The sequence below is a fragment of the Roseateles sp. 22389 genome (genome assembly GCF_052044995.1).
Lineage (GTDB): Bacteria > Pseudomonadota > Gammaproteobacteria > Burkholderiales > Burkholderiaceae_C > Roseateles.
On sequence record NZ_JBQEOF010000004.1, the window covers coordinates 105,643 to 120,979 of the forward strand.

Below are 15,337 nucleotides of genomic sequence, written 5' to 3' on the forward strand. Positions count from 1 at the left end.
AGGACACCACCCTTTCACGGTGATTACAGGGGTTCGAATCCCCTAGGGGACGCCAAGTTTGACAAGGCTTGGCTGCATCGCGGTTCCGAATGGATCCGTTGGCTTGCAGCGAAACTTGTTCGCGAACGATATCGACGCGCTCAACAGCGTCGTATCTGGAGTGGTAGTTCAGTTGGTTAGAATACCGGCCTGTCACGCCGGGGGTCGCGGGTTCGAGCCCCGTCCACTCCGCCAATATTGAAACCCTGTCGATGCAATTCGGCAGGGTTTTTTCTTTGCCCGTTCTGGTCTCATTCTGGTTAAGGCGGGTCACGCCCGCGGAATATTCAGAGGTCCGGATACTCGCGCTTGCGCTGGGCGGTATAACTCCACCAATCTCTGGGCGAGGCGCCGTTCATGAAATCGACGGCCGCCATATAGGTATCCAGCACGCAGGGATCGTGGCGCTGGCCGGTCAGTTTGCAAATCCGCTGATAGAGCGCAAATGCATCGGCGCCGATGAGGTCCGCAGGTTGCCGAATCCCCATCGATTCAAAATCCCGAACCATCGCGGGACCGATGTTGGGAATTTGCCGCAGCGTGAGGCATTCAGCGGCCGAAGCCGCTTTCGTGTGCGTCTTTCGCGCAGCCATGCGGCACTCGTACCCGCTCAGTGAAACCCGCCGGAGCGGATCAATCCGACGGCCAGGCCTTCGATGGCGAACTGCTCATCCGGCGTGACCTCGATCGGGGCGAAATCGGCGTTCTCCGGCAGAAGTCGGATGCCGTCCGGATGGCGTTGGAAGCGCTTCACGGTGACCTCGTCACCCAGGCGCGCGACGACGACCTGGCCATTGCGCGCTTCGCTGATCTTCTTCACGGCCAGCAGGTCGCCGTCCATGATGCCGATGTCCTTCATGCTCATGCCTTTCACGCGCAGCAGGAAGTCCGGCGCCTTCGCGAACATCGAGGGGTCGACGCTATAGTGCTGCTCCACATGTTCCTCGGCGAGGATGGGCGCGCCGGCAGCGACCCGGCCGACCAGCGGCAGCGTCAGTTGCGCCAGGCTCGCCAACGGCAGGGCGAACTGGCTGTGCTCCCGGGCGCGGTTGACCTGGCGCAGCGCGGTCGACGGCAGGCGGATGCCGCGCGCGGTGCCCCCCACCAGTTCGATGACGCCCTTGCGGGCGAGCGCTTGCAGGTGTTCTTCGGCGGCGTTCGCGGACTTGAAGCCGAGTTGCTGCGCGATCTCGGCGCGCGTGGGCGGCGAGCCGGTGCTCTCGATGCTGTCGCGGACCAGATCGAAGATCTGTTGTTGGCGGGCGGTGAGTTTGGGCGGTGTATCCACGAGCACAGGCCTTTATTCCATGGAGGACTGGTTGGAATGCAAAACGGCTTCGAGGGTTCGAAAGCCGCCTGAGAATCCATCCAGCATCTGGATTTTTATACAGGAGACGACAAATTGCAAAGTGCGCCCCAGACCCTCGTGATCATCGGCACCGGCGGGACGATCGCCGGCGCCTCCGGCAGCGCCACGGACAACGTCGGCTACAAGGCGGGTTCGCTATCGGTGGAGTCGCTGGTAAAGGCGGTCCCGGCGCTCGCGGCGAAGTCGCTGGAGGCTGAACAGCTGGCCCAGCTCGACAGCAAGGACATGGATCACGCCACCTGGGCGCGGCTGGCGAAGCGGGTGCGGGAGCACCTGGACCGGCCCGAGGTCCGCGGCGTGGTGATTACGCACGGCACCGACACGCTGGAAGAGACCGCCTACCTGTTGCAGCGCGTGCTGGCGCCGGAGAAGCCGGTCGTGCTGACCGCCGCGATGCGGCCGGCGACCGCCATCCAGGCGGATGGTCCGCAGAACCTGCTGGACGCCGTCGCCGTTGCCGAGAGCGAAGCCGTGCGAGGCGTCATCGCCGTCGTGGCGGGCCAGGTCTGGTCCGGGCTCGAACTGCGCAAGACGCACAGCTACCGGCTCGACGCCTTCGAGGCAGGGCCTGACGCCGGGCCGCTGGCCGTGGTGGAGGAGGGCGTCGTGCGGCGCTTCCGCGACTGGCCGGCGGGCGAGGCGCTCGGCGCGGCGCTGCTGCCGGAGAACGCGGCCCAGTGGCCCTGGGTGGAGGTGCTCGCCAGCCATGCGGGCGCCGATGCGCGGTCGCTCGAAGCCTGGCGAGCGGCCGGTCTCCAGGGGCTGGTGCTGGCGTGCACGGGCAACGGCACGGTGAATCAGGCGCTCGAGGCGCCGGTGCGCGCGCTCAAGGAGGCCGGCGTGCCGGTGTGGCGGACGACGCGGTGCGCGCAGGGACGCATCGTGGGCGCCAGCGATGAGCCCGCCGCCGCGCTGTCGCCGTGGGCGGCGCGCGTCGAGTTGATGCTTAGCCTGCTGCAACGCTGAACCACAGCCGTCGCGAGTGGCTTCGTCGGTCGCGACGGAGCGAAGCGTCGACGGCTGGACCCATGAATGAAAAAGCGCCGGCATGACCGGCGCTTTTCTTTGTGCTCGACCCGGTGGTGACCGGGCGCCGCGGAAGGCTTAGACGATCGTCAGCGTGACGTCGACGTTGCCGCGGGTGGCGTTCGAGTAGGGGCAGACCTCGTGGGCGTCGGCCACCAGCTTTTCCAGCTGGGCGCGGTCCATGCCCGGCACCGAGATCTTCATCGCCACGGCGATGCCGAAGGCGCCCGGCTTGTTGGCGTGGGGGCCGATGCCGACTTCGCTGGTGATCGAGACTTCGGCCGGCAGGGCGACCTTGTTGCGGGCCGAGACGGCCTTCATCGCGCCGATGAAGCAGGCGGAATAGCCTGCGGCGAACAGCTGTTCCGGGTTGGTGCCGGCGCCGTCGTCGCCGCCCAGCGCCTTGGGCGTGGACAGCTGGACCTTCAGGCGGTCGTCCGACGATTGCGCGGTGCCGGAGCGGCCGCCGGTGGCGGTGGCGGTGGCGGTGTAGAGGGCTTTTTCGATGGCCATGTGGGGCTCCTTGGTGGTGAGGGGAAAGAACGCTTGGGGGTCAGGGATTGCCGTCCTCGGCATCGCTCTCGGTGAGCGCGGCGGGATCGGCGGCGGAATTGGCGGCGAGATGGGTCAGCAGGTTGGTGCGCAAGGCCTGCAGACGGCGTGTCAGCGATTCGAGCTCGGCCGGCCCGCAGGCGCTGGCGCAGGCCAACTGCTCGGGAATGCCGACCGCCTGATCGCGCAATGCGCGGCCGGCGGCGGTCAGATGGATCTCGACGCGGCGCTCGTCGCCGCGGGCGCGCTGGCGCTCGATCAGCGTGCTGGCCTCGAGCCGCTTCAGCAGCGGTGTGAGCGTGCCGGAATCCAGGCTCAGACGCTGTCCCAGCTCCGAGACGCCCAGGCCCTCCGTTTCCCACAGTACCAGCATCACGAGGTATTGCGGGTAGGTCAGGCCCAGCGGCGCCAGCAGGGGCTTGTAGAGCTTGGTCATCGCCAGCGAGGTCGAATACAGCGCGAAGCACAGCTGAACGTCCAGCTTCAGCCAGTCGGTGCCGGCGGGCATCGAGGGCTGGCCGCCAGCGGCGCCGGTCGGGGCGGCGACGTCATGGGGGCCGGGGTGGTTCGTCTTCGGCATGGGGTGAACTTTAGCGAGCAATTCAATTGCGTACAATTGAAATGGTCTTTCCCATCGATTGGCGGAATCGATCGAGGGGAAACCGGAGCGGGGCGATCCCGGAAAGCGGGGGGGCCGGGAAGGGGTGATTCAGCAAAGCCGGGCGGGCCGGACCGCCCTTAGCGCTGCTGGTAGAGCGTCACCACTTCCGCCGCGGTCAGGGCGCCGTCATAGAAGCGCACGTCGTCCAGCATGCCGTTGAAGAGCGGGTCGCCTGTGTATTGCGAACGCCCTAGGGCGTTATTGCGGGTGTAGCCCAGATCGCCGGGCGTGAAGAGCACGCCGCGGGTCTGTCCGACCTGCTTGCCGTCGAGGTAGAGCGTCATCGTGTTGCCGCCCTGGCCCGCGGCGCACAACGGGCCGCTCGAGGTGGCGCAGCCGGTGCCCGACAGCGTGATGGCGACGTGGTGCCATTCGTTGGTCTTGAGCGCGGGGGCGGTCACGGCATCCTGGCCGTCGTAGGCCCAGCTGTACAGGCTGATCGAGGCCTTCAGCGCGCCGCCCGCCGAGGGTGTCAGGAACATGTAGCGGGTCGAGTTGATGCCGATGTCCAGGATGCGCTGATTGCCGGATCCGCCGCGCCAGTAGACCCAGGTCGCGAACGAGAAGTCGCCGGTGCTCCGCAGGATCTCGTCGGGCAGTTCGATGGCGCCGGTCTTGCCGTCGAGGTCGACGGCCCGGCCCAGCTTGCTGGTGACCCGTGCCGCGCCGCCCACCAATCGGCCGACCACGCGACCGCTGGCCGGATCGTGTTCATAGCTGCCGGTGTCGCTGCCGAAGTTCAGCGTGGCGCGCAGCTTCGCGGCCCCGGTGTTGATCCGTACTTCGTTGGAGCGGTTGGTCGTGCTGCCGGAAGCGTCGCGGCCGACGACGACGTAGTAGTACTCCCCGCCCTGGGCGGGCCGGTCGAGGTAGGTGGGCAGATCCGAGATGCCGGTGGCCACCGGAGCGTACGGGCCGCCGGACTGGCCGGCTCGCAGGACGTCGTAGCTGCGCGCGCCGGCGCTGCCCCACCAGCTCAGCTCCGCCGCGCCTTCTCGGGCCCGTCCCGACAAGCTGGGCGCGATCGCCAGCGGCGCGGCGGCGGCCGGCCGGGTGTAGAGGAAGGTGCCGTAGCCCAGGCCGTCATAGGCGCCGCTGGCGCTGCCGCTGGGGCCGCCTTCGTTGCCCACGCGCTGCATCATCGCGGCGGTGTACGGCGCGGCCAGGCCCTTGCGCTTCACATAGTGTTCGTGGATCACCGTCCACTCCGGCCGCAACAGGCCGATGGCGCCGGTGGAGAAGCCGGACTGGGTGTCTGGCCAATCCATGTTCTGCCAGAACTGGAAGGGCACGGCGTAGTACAGGCCGGTAGCCGGGTTGATGAGGTTGGCTCTCGCGACGTACTCGGCGGTGCCCAGCAGGCGGTTGTCGTCCCAGCCATAGAAGTCGACGCCCTGGTTCCAGGCCATCTCGGCCAGGTTGGACGCCAGCATCAGGCTCAGCGTGTTGTGGCCCTGGTCGCGGCCGGTCTCTTGGGTCTGGACCAGGTTGCCGGGATGGCGGTAGTACGCGTAGTTCGCGAGCGCCCCATTGGTCGTGCCACGGACGTAGAAGTCCACCACCCAGTTGAACATGTCGACGTCGTCGGCGAGCACCGCGTTGGCGAGCAGGCAGTTCTCCATCGCCAGGTCCCAGTTGGAGAAAACGCGGGCCGTCGACAGTCCACCCTGGTTCATGCCGATGAACCATTTCGCCCAGCCGACGAAGACGGTGTTCATCATCGTCTTGAAGGCGCTGAAGTCGTCGCGGCCCCAGCCGTCGTAGTCGCGCAGCAGTTCGCCGAGCACGGCGAGCTGGTAGCCCTGGATGCCCGCCACGAGGAAGCCGTCGAAGAAGCCGTCCAGCTTCGTCAGCTTGCCGGACCAGGCGTTGAGGATACGCACGGCGGCATCGGCGTATTCGCGGCGGCCGGTCATCTTCCACTGGTAGACGAGGACCTGGACGGCATTGACGTCCCACCACAGGTATTGGGCGTTCGCGCCCGATGGGCAGTTGCTGCCGCGGCAGATCGTGGCCTGCGGACGGGCGGCGTAGGTGATCCTGGCGCCGGCATCGAGCTGGGCCGGCGTGGGCGCCAGGCCGCTGTTGGCCCTCAGCATGAGCTGGTAGTCGTCGGCGATGGGCGCGGTGCCGGCCAGCACGGCGGCCTTCATGCGGTCCAGGTCGGCCGCGGTGCTCAGCAGGCCAGGATGCTTGAAGGACTGGATCGTGAAAGTCGCGGCGACCACCAGGTCCCGGGACAGCTTGCCGATGGTGCAGGTGCCGGAGCCGGCGTCGCACAGCTCCGCCGCGTCGCCGGTCCAGCCGGTGAGCTTGAAATTGGCGGGCGCCTTCGCGGTCAGGACGATGGTCTCCCCGGTGTCGGCGCACCCATCGCTGCCCGAGAGGGGGGCCTGCGCGCCCGGCGCTTGCCGGGTCACGGTGACTTGGCCGATCAGCATCGGCGAGACGTGGATGCGGCGGCTGGAGGCGGTGCAGGTGGCCGACAGCGTGGTTGTGGGGGGCGGCGCCGGAGCCGGTGTTGGTGCCGGAGCGGGAACCGGCGTCGGTGTCGGTGTCGGTGTCGGTGTTGGCGCAGGCGCAGGCGCAGGTGCAGGCGCAGGGGCGGGGGCGGGGGCGGGCGATGGTGATGGTGATGGTGATGGCGCGGGCGCTGCGGGCGCCGGCGCTGGAACCGGTGCCGGTGCCGGTGCCGGTGTGGCGGTCGGTGGTGCGGCGGTCGGTGGTGCGGCGGCGGGCGGGGGCGGCGCCGGCGGTTGGGGAAGGGGCGCGGTCGCCCCGGGCGGCGTTGGCGCCGTCGGCGCGGGCGTCACGGGCGCCGGGGGCGTGGTGACCGGTGTCGCCGAGGTGGCCGTCGTCAGCGCTGATGTCGAGCCGCCGGCACTCCCGGCGCCGAACACGGACGTGCCCGGATCGCCGCCACCGCCGCTGCAGGCCGAGAGCGCCGAGATCGCGGCGGTGAGCACGGCACGACGTGCCCAGGGGCGGTCCACTTGCCGGAGAAAGGGCTTGGATGAAATAGGCCGGACGCGCATCGGAGACTGCCCTTGTCCCCGTCTGGGGCCGCTGTACAACGGCTGGAATTGTCCGCAGTGGCCTCTCGCCTAGTCCATTGGTCTTACCAGTCGAATCATGTCTAACCAGCGGCGTGCAAACGTCACGTCCCCCCGGACGCCGGCGCACCGTGGTGACACCGGCTGGTGGTCAGCCCGCAGCGGCATGGATCGCGTCGACCTGCTCGCTCAATTCGAGCCAGCGCATCTCGGCCTCCTCGATCTCGTCACCGATGGCCTTCAGGCGCTTGCCGGCTTCCGCGATCTGCGCGGCGGTCTGACCAGGGTTGGAGAGCTGCGCTTCCAGCGCCGCGCGTTCCTCCGCCCAGACCTTCATCTTCGCGTCGATCTGCTCCATCTCCTTGCGCAGCGGGCGCGTCTGCTCGTTGAGCTTCTGACGAGCCTGGCCGCTGAGCTTGCGGTCCTCGCGCTTGACGGGCGCGGGCGCCGCGGCGGGTGGCGGCGCGACGGCCGGGGCCGGTGCGGCCACGGTAGCCGGTGCCTCGGCCTTGCCGGTGGCCCGGGCCTCGCGAATCGCCTGCTTGGCCTGTTCCTTCGCCAGCTTCGCGGCCTCCTTGGACTGCTCCAGCAGCCAGCGCTGGTAATCGTCGAGGTCGCCATCGAAGGGCGCGAGCTTGCCGTCGGCCACCAGCCAGAACTCGTCGCAGACCTCGCGCAGCAGCGCGCGGTCGTGGCTGACCAGCATGACGGTGCCTTCGAACTCGTTGAGCGCCATCGACAGCGCCTCGCGCGTCTGCAGGTCCAGGTGGTTGGTCGGTTCGTCCAGCAGCAGCAGGTTGGGGCGCTGCCACACCAGCATCGCCAGCACCAGCCGCGCCTTCTCGCCGCCGGACAAACTGCCAACCTCCTGGTTGACCATGTCGCCGACGAAGCGGAACTGGCCCAGGAAGTCGCGCAGCTCCTGTTCGCGCGCATTCGGGCTGACCTCCTTGGCCAGCCGGATCATGTGCATCAGCGGGCCCTCGTCGGGCCGCAGCACGTCCATCTCCTGCTGCGCGAAGTAGCCGATCGACAGGCCCTTGCCCTCGGTGATGGTGCCGCCCATCGCGCGCTGCATGCGCGCCACCGTCTTCACGAAGGTCGACTTGCCCTGGCCGTTCGCGCCCAGGATGCCGAAGCGCTGGCCCGCCAGCACCGAGCGGTCGATGCCGCGCACGATGACCTTCTCGCCCTCGTCCGTGTCGTAGCCCACGGACACGGTGTCGAACATCAGCATCGGATTGGGCAGGTTCAACGGCTCGCGGAACTCGAAGCTGAAGTCCGACGCGGTGAGCACCGGTGCCAGCTTCTCCATGCGCTCCAGCGCCTTCACGCGGCTCTGCGCCTGCTTGGCCTTGGAGGCCTTGGCCTTGAAGCGGTCGATGAACTTCTGCAGGTGCGCCATGCGCTCCTGCTGCTTGTCGAAGGCCTGCTGCTGCTGGAGCATGCGCTCGGCGCGCATCGACTCGAAGGCGGTGTAGTTGCCGCCGTAGCGATGCAGCTTCGCATCGTCCAGATGGAGCGTGACCTTGGTGATCGCGTCCAGGAATTCGCGGTCGTGGCTGATGATGATCAGCGTGCCTTCATAGCGCTGCAGCCAGGCTTCCAGCCAGACCAGGGCGTCCAGGTCCAGGTGGTTGGTGGGCTCGTCCAGCAGCATCAGGTCGGACGGGCACATCAGCGCGCGCGCCAGCTGCAGCCGCATGCGCCAGCCGCCGGAGAAGCTGTTCACCGGCGCATCGACCTGCGTGCCCTTGAAGCCCAGGCCCATCAGCAGCGCCTGCGCGCGGGCCGGGGCGTCGAGGCTGCCGGCGTCCATCAGCTGCGCGTAGGCATCGGCGATCGCATGGCCGTCGTCGGCCGCTTCCGCGTCGGCCAGCGCCTGGCGGGCGGCCATCAGCCGGATGTCGCCCTCGAGCACGAACTCGGTGGCCGGCATGTCGGTCTCGGGCATGTGCTGGGCGACCTCGGCCAGCGCCCAGTGGCGCGGGATCTCGACGTCGCCCTTGTCGCTGTGCAGCCGGTCGGTCAGCAGCGCGAAGAGGCTGGACTTGCCCGCGCCGTTGCGGCCGACCAGGCCGACCTTCTCGCCGGGCTGCAGCACGACGCTCGCGTCGTCCAGGACGACCTTGGTGCCGCGGCGCAGCACCACGTTGCGCAAGGTGATCATGCGGACGCTCCCTCGGCGCCGAAGCCGGCCGCCACCAGCGCCTCGCGCGTCAGCAGCAGCACCTGGTCCTCGCCGGCCGAAGTCTCCAGCCAGGCCGCTTCGAGCTGCGGGAAGGCGGCCTCGAAGAACGCGCGCTCGTTGCCGATCTCCAGGACCAGCACCGCATGCTCGTTCATCCGCGCCGGCGCGTCGGCCAGCAGGCGGCGGATGAAGTCCATGCCATCCGCGCCGCCGGCCAGCGCGAGCTCGGGCTCCGCGCGGTATTCGTCGGGCAGCGCGGCCATCGACGCGCTGTTCACATAGGGCGGATTGCAGAGGATCAGGTCATACACGCCCTGCGCCGGCGCCAGGCCGTCGCCCTGCAGCAGCCGCACGCGGTCGCCGAGTTGATGGCGCTCGACGTTGATCGCCGCGACCGCGAGCGCATCGGCGCTCAGGTCGATCGCGTCGACCGACACCTCGGGCCAGGCCATCGCCGCCAGCACCGCGAGGCTGCCATTGCCGGTGCACAGGTCCAGCACGCGGGTGGTCTGGTCCGACAGCCAGGCATCGATGGTCGCGTCGGCGAGTAGCTCCGCGATGAAGCTGCGCGGCACGATGGCGCGCTCGTCGACGTAGAAGGGCACGCCCTGCAGCCAGGCCTCGCGCGTCAGGTAGGCGGCCGGCTTGCGGGTGGCGATGCGCTGCTCGACCAGGACCTCCACTTTCTCGCGGCCCGCGTCGACGGGCTCGCCCGCATGCGCGTCGAGCGCGTCCAGCGGCAGGTCCAGCGCCCACAGGCTCAGCCAGGCGGCCTCGTCGAAGGCGTTCGTGGTGCCATGCCCAAATGAAACGCCCGCCTCGGTGAGGCGGGCGGCCTGGGCCTCGATCAATTCCAACAGCGTCACAGCAGCAAATTCTCCAGCGTGCGGCGGTAGATGCGCGTCAGCGGCGCGATCTGGTCCAGCGGCACGTATTCATCGATCTTGTGGATGCTCGCATTGAGCGGTCCGAATTCCACCACCTGGGGGCACAGCTTGGCGATGAATCGCCCATCCGAGGTGCCGCCGGTCGTGGAGAGTTCGGTGGTCACGCCGGTTTCGGCCTCGATGGCCGCGCTGATCGCCGCCGACAGCGCGCCCACCGGCGTCAGGAAGGGCTCGCCCGAGAGCGACCAGTCCAGCGTGTATTCCAGCCCATGGCGCTCGAGCAGCGCGTGCACCCGTTGGCGCAGCGTGTCGGGCGTCGATTCGGTCGAGAAGCGGAAGTTGAAGTCCACCACCAGTTCGCCGGGGATCACGTTGCCCACGCCGGTGCCGGCGGCGATGTTGGAGATCTGGAAGGTCGTCGGCGGGAAGTAGGCGTTGCCGCCGTCCCACTCGGTCACTGCGAGCTCCGCCAGCGCCGGCGCGGCCTGGTGCACCGGATTGCGCGCCAGCTGCGGGTAGGCGACATGGCCCTGGATGCCGATGACGCGCAGCTTGCCCGACAGCGAGCCGCGGCGGCCGTTCTTGACCGTGTCGCCGAGGCGCTCGACCGAGGTCGGCTCGCCGACGATGCAGTAGTCCAGCCGCGCGCCGCGCGCGCGCAGGCGCTCGACGCAGACGACCGTGCCATCGCGCGCCGGGCCTTCCTCGTCGCTGGTCAGCAGGAAGGCGACGCTGCCACGGTGGTCCGGATGCGCGGCGACGAAGGCCTCGGCCGCCACCACCATCGCCGCCAGCGAGGTCTTCATGTCCGCCGCGCCGCGTCCGTAGAGGCGACCGTCGCGCACCGTGGGCACGAAGGGATCGCTGCTCCACTTGGCCAGATCGCCGGTGGGGACGACATCGGTGTGGCCGGCGAAGACCAGGACCGGCGCATCCGCCNCGCACCGCCCACAGGTTGCTGACGCGGAAGTCGTCCGGCCCGCTGTCCATCCGTTCGAGCGCGAAACCGGCCGCTTCCAGCCGGGCGCCGATGAGCTCCAGGCAGCCGGCATCCCGCGGCGTCACCGACGCGCGGGCGATCAGCTGCTCGAGCAGCGCAAGGGTGTCGTCGTCCATGGGATCAGGGCGGGCGGGCATCAACCCGGCTGCACGTCCAGCGTGATCGAGGTGAAGTTGGCGGTGTCCTCGGCCGGCTCTTCCTTCTTCGACGCGCCCGGGCCGCCGGGCTTGACGCCGGGACCGTCGTTCTGCAGGCGCCAGAGCAGGTTGGTCGGCGAGTCGGCGAAGGCCAGGCCTTCCTCGCGGGTGATCGTGCCCTCGGTGATCAGCTTGGCGAAGTGCTCCTCGAAGCTCTGCGAGCCTTCGGCGATCGACTTCTCCATCGCCTCCTTCACGCCGGCGAAGTCACCTTGCTCGATCAGCTCGGCGATCAGCTTGGTGTTCAGCAGGATCTCGGTGACCGGCACGCGCCCGCCCGCGGCGGCGCGCACCAGGCGCTGGGAGATCACCGCCTTCAAGCCCGCGCCCAGGTCGTTCAGCATCGCCGGGCGGGACTCCGGCGTGTAGAAGGACATGATCCGGTTGAGCGCGTGGTAGCTGTTGTTGCCGTGCAGCGTGGCGACGACCAGATGGCCCGACAGCGCGTACGAGATCGCCGCCGTCATCGTTTCGCGGTCGCGGATCTCGCCGATCAGGATGCAGTCCGGCGCCTGGCGCAGCGCGTTCTTCAGCGCGGTGTTCAGCGAGGCGGTGTCGCGGCCGACCTCGCGCTGGTTGACCAGCGAGCGCTTGTTGGTGAACAGGTATTCGATCGGATCCTCGATCGTGAGGATGTGACCGGTCATCGTCTGGTTGCGGTGCTCCAGCATCGACGCGAGCGTGGTGCTCTTGCCGGTGCCGGTGGCGCCGACCATCAGGATCAGGCCCCGCTTCTCGGTGATCAGCTTGCCCAGCACGGGCGGCAGGGTCAGGCTGTCCAGCGTCGGGATGACGTGCGGAATGTGGCGGAACACCGCCGCGATCGAGCCGCGCTGGCGGAAGCCCGAGAGCCGGAAGCTGCCGACCTTCGGAATCGAGACCGCCATGTTGAGCTCGCCATTGGCGTCGAGCTCGGCCAGGTGCTGCGGGTCGAGGACCTCGGAGATCAGCGCCCGCGGCTGGGCCGGCGTGAGCAACTGGTCCGACAGCTGCAGCATCTGCCCATTGATCCGGATCAGCACCGGCATGTTGGCCGACAGATAGGTGTCGGACGCGCCCTTCTCGGCCATCAGGCGCAGGATGCGCTCCATGTTCCCAGTGCTCATCTCCGTCCCTTCCAAAGCGGATAGTTGGTTTTACCCAGCGGAGCCCTGAGGCTGGCTCTGCCAGGCTCACGGGCTCGCCCCCTCTTGAGGGGGCCGGCGAAGCCGGTAGGGGGTGGGCCCGATTCAGGCGCGCAGCAGTTCGTTGATGGAGGTCTTGGCGCGCGTGCCGGCGTCGACCTTCTTCACGATGATCGCGGCGTACAGGCTGTACTTGTCGTTCTTGGGCAGGCTGCCACTGATGACCACCGAGCCGGCCGGCACGCGGCCGTAGGAGACGGTGTCGGTCTCGCGGTCGTAGATCGGGGTGCTCTGGCCGATGTACACGCCCATCGAGATCACCGAGTTCTCCTCGACGATCACGCCTTCGACGATCTCGGAGCGGGCGCCGATGAAGCAGTTGTCCTCGATGATGGTCGGGTTGGCCTGCAGCGGCTCCAGCACGCCGCCGATGCCCACGCCACCGGACAGGTGGACGTTCTTGCCGATCTGGGCGCAGGAACCGACGGTGGCCCAGGTGTCCACCATCGTGCCCTCGTCGACGTAGGCGCCGATGTTCACGTAGGACGGCATCAGCACCACGTTCTTCGCCATGAAGCTGCCGCGGCGGGCCACCGCCGGCGGCACCACGCGCACGCCGGTGGCGCGCAGCGCCTCGTCGCTCATGCCGCTGAACTTGGTCGGGACCTTGTCGAAGAAAGTCATGTCGCCGGCGCCCATCTGGCGGTTGTCGTTCAAGCGGAACGACAGCAGCACGGCCTTCTTGACCCACTGGTGCACGGTCCATTCGCCGACGGCCTTGCGCTCGGCCACGCGCAGCGTGCCGGCGTCCAGGCGGCCCAGCACCTCGTCCACGGCGGCGCGGACTTCCGGGCTGTTGGCCGAGGTCAGGTTGGCGCGGCCTTCCCAGGCCAGGTCGATGATGGATTGCAGGTCTTGCGTCATGGTGCGGGTGTCGAGGAGTCGATCGATGCGGGGTCGGTGGGACCGGTCCGGCGGCACGGGCGGTGCCGCGCGGCGGGACGGATCAGGCGGAGGTCTTGAGTTGCTTCGCGAAGGAGACGATGCGGTGGGCGGCTTCCAGGCATTCGGCCTGTTCGGCCACCAGCGCCAGGCGGATGCGGCCGGCGCCCGGGTTGAGGCCGTGGGCGTCGCGGGCCAGCAGGCTGCCGGGCAGAACGCCGACATTGTATTGAGCGAGCAGGCCCTGGGCGAAGCCAATATCGTTACCGTCTGGCACCGCCGCCCACAGGTAGAAACCCGCGTCGGGCAGGGCGACGTCCAGCACCTCGGCCAGCAGCGGCGTGACGGCGGCGAACTTGGCGCGGTACTGCGCGCGGTTCTCGACCACATGGGCCTCGTCGTTCCAGGCGGCGATGCTGGCGGCCTGGATCAGCGGGCTCATCGCCGAGCCGTGATAGGTGCGATAGAGCAGGAAGCGCTTGATCCAGGCGGCGTCGCCGGCCACGAAGCCCGAGCGCATGCCCGGCACGTTGGAGCGCTTGGACAGGCTGGTGAACGCGATCAGGTTGCGGAAGTCCGGCCGGCCGAGCTGGACCGCGGCCTGCAGGCCCGACAGCGGCGCGGCGTCGGGGTCGTCGCGGAAGTAGATCTCGGAGTAGCACTCGTCCGAGGCGATCACGAAGCCGTGCCGGTCGCTGAGCTCGAACAGCGTCCGCCACTCCGACAGCGGCATCACCGCGCCGGTCGGATTGCCCGGCGAGCAGACGTAGAGCAGTTGCGTGCGGGCCCAGGTGGCCTCGTCGATCTGCGACCAGTCGGCGGCGAAGTTGCGCGCCGGGTCGGAATTCGCGAAGGCCGGTGTGGCGCCGGCCAGCAGCGCGGCGCCTTCATAGATTTGATAGAACGGATTCGGGCAGACGACGGTGGCGCCCGGGCGGCTCGGATCGATCACGACCTGCGCCAGTGCGAACAGCGCCTCGCGCGAACCGTTGACCGGCAGGATCTGCGTGGCCGGGTCCAGGCTCAGCGCGTAGCGACGCTGCAGCCAGCCCGCGATGGCCTCGCGCAGCTTGGGCTCGCCGGCCGTGGCGGGGTAGCTGGACAGGCCCTTCAGGTTGGCCATCAGCGCGTCCTCGACCAGCTTGGGCGCCGGATGCTTGGGCTCGCCGATGCCCAGCGAGATGGGGCGGTAATCGGGGTTGGGGACGATGCCCTGGGTCAGGGCGCGCAGGCGCTCGAAGGGGTAGGGGTTCAGGAGCGCCAATCGCGGGTTGACCGGGGGAGGGGCCGTGGGATCGGCCAGGGGCGAGGCGGGGGACGTGCTCATGCGCGGAATCATAGGCGGCCCCTTCGCGGCGGCCGTACTCGGCTGGACAACGCTGGGTTGACGCTCAGAGCGAGCCTCGGCAGCCGGGCGCGCCGCAGCGGCAGGGCAGGCGGCCCTCGTGGTGGGTCACGCCGTAGTCGACGGTGATCTCGTCGCCGGGCCGCAGGTCCTCGGTCGCGAAGAAGCTGACCTCGCCGTCCTCGACCTGGATGCGGGCGTTGGGCCGGCAGCTGTGGTTGGTGAAGCGCATCGCGTCCTGCGAGCGGCTGGCGTCGATCGCCCGCGCCGGCGAGAGCTCCACCAGCATCAGCCGGCGGCTTTCCTGCGCGCGGCGCCGGGCCTCGGCCACCGTGATCGATTCGCCGGTCAGCAAGCCCAGCCGCGTGCCGGCCGGGATGTCCTCGGCGGCGAACACGCCGTAGCCGTCGATGCGGCTGCGCTTGAGCGCGACCGCGACGAACTGCGTCGCGCTGTCGTAGGCGAGGGCCATCCGGCGGGACCTGGTGCGGGATGCGGGGCGCGGATCAGCGCAGCAGGCCGCTCTCGAAGCCGTGCGCCGGCAGGTCGACCGCCGGCAGCGGCTTCCAGCCCTTCTTGCGGTGCTCGGCCACGACGTTGGTGTAGATGCCGCCGCGCACGTACCACTTGGCGGTGATGCGGATGAAGCGCGGATTGGTCACCTTCACGATGTCCTCGAGGATGGTGTTGGTCACCTTCTCGTGGAACGCGCCTTCGTCGCGGTAGCTCCAGAAGTACATCTTCAGGCTCTTGAGCTCGACGCAGTACTGGTCCGCGATCATGTCGATCGTGAAGTGCGCGAAGTCCGGCTGGCCCGTCAGCGGGCAGTGGCAGGTGAACTCGGGGATCTGGAACTGGATGACGTAGTCGCGCTCCGGGGCCGGGTTGGGGAAGACGTGGATCTCCTTGCTGGGCCGGCTGGGCGGGTTGGGCGGCATCTCGCGCATCTTG

Annotated in this window: 14 protein-coding genes, 2 tRNA genes and 1 pseudogene (1 of these 17 cut by a window edge); 4 read left to right on the forward strand and 13 right to left on the reverse strand. The window is 68.9% G+C overall.

Annotation, left to right across the window (positions count from 1 at the left end; all coding sequences use genetic code 11):
* Both ACTJKJ_RS07345 and ACTJKJ_RS07350 read left to right on the forward strand, forming a co-directional pair.
* Positions 1-55: transfer RNA gene (locus ACTJKJ_RS07345), tRNA-Asp, on the forward strand (it extends 96 nt beyond the left edge of the window).
* A gap of 102 nt (positions 56-157) precedes the next feature.
* Positions 158-234, forward strand: a tRNA-Asp gene (locus tag ACTJKJ_RS07350).
* Between the two features lie 92 nt (positions 235-326).
* On the opposite strand, the gene ACTJKJ_RS07355 is transcribed toward ACTJKJ_RS07350, so the two are convergent.
* Together ACTJKJ_RS07355 and lexA are read right to left on the reverse strand one after the other, a co-directional pair.
* The gene (locus ACTJKJ_RS07355; protein ID WP_297382786.1) at positions 327-632 is read right to left on the reverse strand and encodes a helix-hairpin-helix domain-containing protein; all 306 of its coding nucleotides are present in this window, start codon (positions 630-632) and stop codon (positions 327-329) included.
* A 17-nt stretch (positions 633-649) separates the two neighbouring features.
* Positions 650-1,327 carry a transcriptional repressor LexA gene (gene lexA / locus ACTJKJ_RS07360; RefSeq protein WP_440820018.1) on the reverse strand — a complete coding sequence of 226 codons (678 nt, stop codon included), beginning with the start codon at positions 1,325-1,327 and terminating at the stop codon, positions 650-652.
* 114 nt (positions 1,328-1,441) lie between these two features.
* Here lexA and ACTJKJ_RS07365 point away from each other — a divergent pair, with 114 nt between their 5' ends.
* Complete coding sequence (locus ACTJKJ_RS07365) at positions 1,442-2,374, forward strand: asparaginase (protein ID WP_297382784.1); 933 nt, start codon at positions 1,442-1,444, stop codon at positions 2,372-2,374.
* A gap of 138 nt (positions 2,375-2,512) precedes the next feature.
* Here the strand turns inward: ACTJKJ_RS07365 and ACTJKJ_RS07370 are convergent, their stop codons facing one another.
* From ACTJKJ_RS07370 to ACTJKJ_RS07380, 3 genes are all read right to left on the reverse strand, one after another.
* The gene (locus tag ACTJKJ_RS07370; RefSeq protein WP_091724331.1) at positions 2,513-2,947 is read right to left on the reverse strand and encodes an organic hydroperoxide resistance protein; all 435 of its coding nucleotides are present in this window, start codon (positions 2,945-2,947) and stop codon (positions 2,513-2,515) included.
* A gap of 40 nt (positions 2,948-2,987) precedes the next feature.
* Complete coding sequence (locus ACTJKJ_RS07375) at positions 2,988-3,494, reverse strand: MarR family winged helix-turn-helix transcriptional regulator (RefSeq protein ID WP_440820170.1); 507 nt, start codon at positions 3,492-3,494, stop codon at positions 2,988-2,990.
* A gap of 230 nt (positions 3,495-3,724) precedes the next feature.
* Entirely contained in the window at positions 3,725-6,088 is a 2,364-nt protein-coding gene (locus ACTJKJ_RS07380) for a LamG-like jellyroll fold domain-containing protein (RefSeq protein ID WP_440820019.1), read from the reverse strand.
* Between the two features lie 83 nt (positions 6,089-6,171).
* Between ACTJKJ_RS07380 and ACTJKJ_RS07385 the strand changes: the two genes are divergently transcribed.
* Entirely contained in the window at positions 6,172-6,480 is a 309-nt protein-coding gene (locus ACTJKJ_RS07385; protein WP_440820020.1) for a hypothetical protein, read from the forward strand.
* Between the two features lie 371 nt (positions 6,481-6,851).
* On the opposite strand, the gene ACTJKJ_RS07390 is transcribed toward ACTJKJ_RS07385, so the two are convergent.
* The 8 genes and pseudogenes from ACTJKJ_RS07390 to queF all read right to left on the reverse strand — a co-directional run bounded on the left by ACTJKJ_RS07390 (position 6,852) and on the right by queF (position 15,324).
* Entirely contained in the window at positions 6,852-8,870 is a 2,019-nt protein-coding gene (locus ACTJKJ_RS07390; RefSeq protein WP_297382781.1) for an ATP-binding cassette domain-containing protein, read from the reverse strand.
* Positions 8,867-9,757 (reverse strand): 50S ribosomal protein L3 N(5)-glutamine methyltransferase, encoded by an 891-nt coding sequence (gene prmB, locus ACTJKJ_RS07395; protein WP_297382780.1) that lies wholly within the window; start codon positions 9,755-9,757, stop codon positions 8,867-8,869. The genes ACTJKJ_RS07390 and prmB overlap by 4 nt, the downstream gene beginning before the upstream one ends.
* Positions 9,754-10,894 (reverse strand): annotated as a pseudogene (dapE, locus tag ACTJKJ_RS07400) (succinyl-diaminopimelate desuccinylase). The gene prmB and the pseudogene dapE overlap by 4 nt, the downstream one beginning before the upstream one ends.
* A 20-nt stretch (positions 10,895-10,914) precedes the next feature.
* Positions 10,915-12,081, reverse strand: coding sequence for a PilT/PilU family type 4a pilus ATPase (locus ACTJKJ_RS07405; RefSeq protein ID WP_147240184.1), 1,167 nt, complete (start codon positions 12,079-12,081; stop codon positions 10,915-10,917).
* Positions 12,082-12,204: 123 nt separating this feature from the next.
* Positions 12,205-13,023, reverse strand: coding sequence for a 2,3,4,5-tetrahydropyridine-2,6-dicarboxylate N-succinyltransferase (dapD, locus tag ACTJKJ_RS07410; RefSeq protein ID WP_297382778.1), 819 nt, complete (start codon positions 13,021-13,023; stop codon positions 12,205-12,207).
* An 82-nt stretch (positions 13,024-13,105) separates the two neighbouring features.
* The gene (dapC, locus tag ACTJKJ_RS07415; protein ID WP_440820021.1) at positions 13,106-14,368 is read right to left on the reverse strand and encodes a succinyldiaminopimelate transaminase; all 1,263 of its coding nucleotides are present in this window, start codon (positions 14,366-14,368) and stop codon (positions 13,106-13,108) included.
* A gap of 64 nt (positions 14,369-14,432) precedes the next feature.
* Positions 14,433-14,858, reverse strand: coding sequence for an SET domain-containing protein (locus ACTJKJ_RS07420; protein ID WP_221213749.1), 426 nt, complete (start codon positions 14,856-14,858; stop codon positions 14,433-14,435).
* A 34-nt stretch (positions 14,859-14,892) separates the two neighbouring features.
* Positions 14,893-15,324 carry a preQ(1) synthase gene (queF, locus tag ACTJKJ_RS07425; RefSeq protein ID WP_147241422.1) on the reverse strand — a complete coding sequence of 144 codons (432 nt, stop codon included), beginning with the start codon at positions 15,322-15,324 and terminating at the stop codon, positions 14,893-14,895.
* Between the last annotated feature and the right edge of the window lie 13 nt (positions 15,325-15,337).

Bases quoted from the DNA above. Each gene is read 5' to 3' on its own strand.
- ACTJKJ_RS07355 (WP_297382786.1), bottom strand. From the start codon at position 632: ATGGCTGCGCGAAAGACGCACACGAAAGCGGCTTCGGCCGCTGAATGC.
- ACTJKJ_RS07370 (WP_091724331.1), bottom strand. From the start codon at position 2,947: ATGGCCATCGAAAAAGCCCTCTACACCGCCACCGCCACCGCCACCGGC.
- ACTJKJ_RS07375 (WP_440820170.1), bottom strand. From the start codon at position 3,494: ATGCCCGCCGGCACCGACTGGCTGAAGCTGGACGTTCAGCTGTGCTTC.
- ACTJKJ_RS07380 (WP_440820019.1), bottom strand. From the start codon at position 6,088: ATGCTGATCGGCCAAGTCACCGTGACCCGGCAAGCGCCGGGCGCGCAG.
- ACTJKJ_RS07390 (WP_297382781.1), bottom strand. From the start codon at position 8,870: ATGATCACCTTGCGCAACGTGGTGCTGCGCCGCGGCACCAAGGTCGTC.
- ACTJKJ_RS07405 (WP_147240184.1), bottom strand. From the start codon at position 12,081: ATGAGCACTGGGAACATGGAGCGCATCCTGCGCCTGATGGCCGAGAAG.
- dapD (WP_297382778.1), bottom strand. From the start codon at position 13,023: ATGACGCAAGACCTGCAATCCATCATCGACCTGGCCTGGGAAGGCCGC.
- dapC (WP_440820021.1), bottom strand. From the start codon at position 14,368: ATGAGCACGTCCCCCGCCTCGCCCCTGGCCGATCCCACGGCCCCTCCC.
- ACTJKJ_RS07420 (WP_221213749.1), bottom strand. From the start codon at position 14,858: ATGGCCCTCGCCTACGACAGCGCGACGCAGTTCGTCGCGGTCGCGCTC.
- queF (WP_147241422.1), bottom strand. From the start codon at position 15,324: ATGCCGCCCAACCCGCCCAGCCGGCCCAGCAAGGAGATCCACGTCTTC.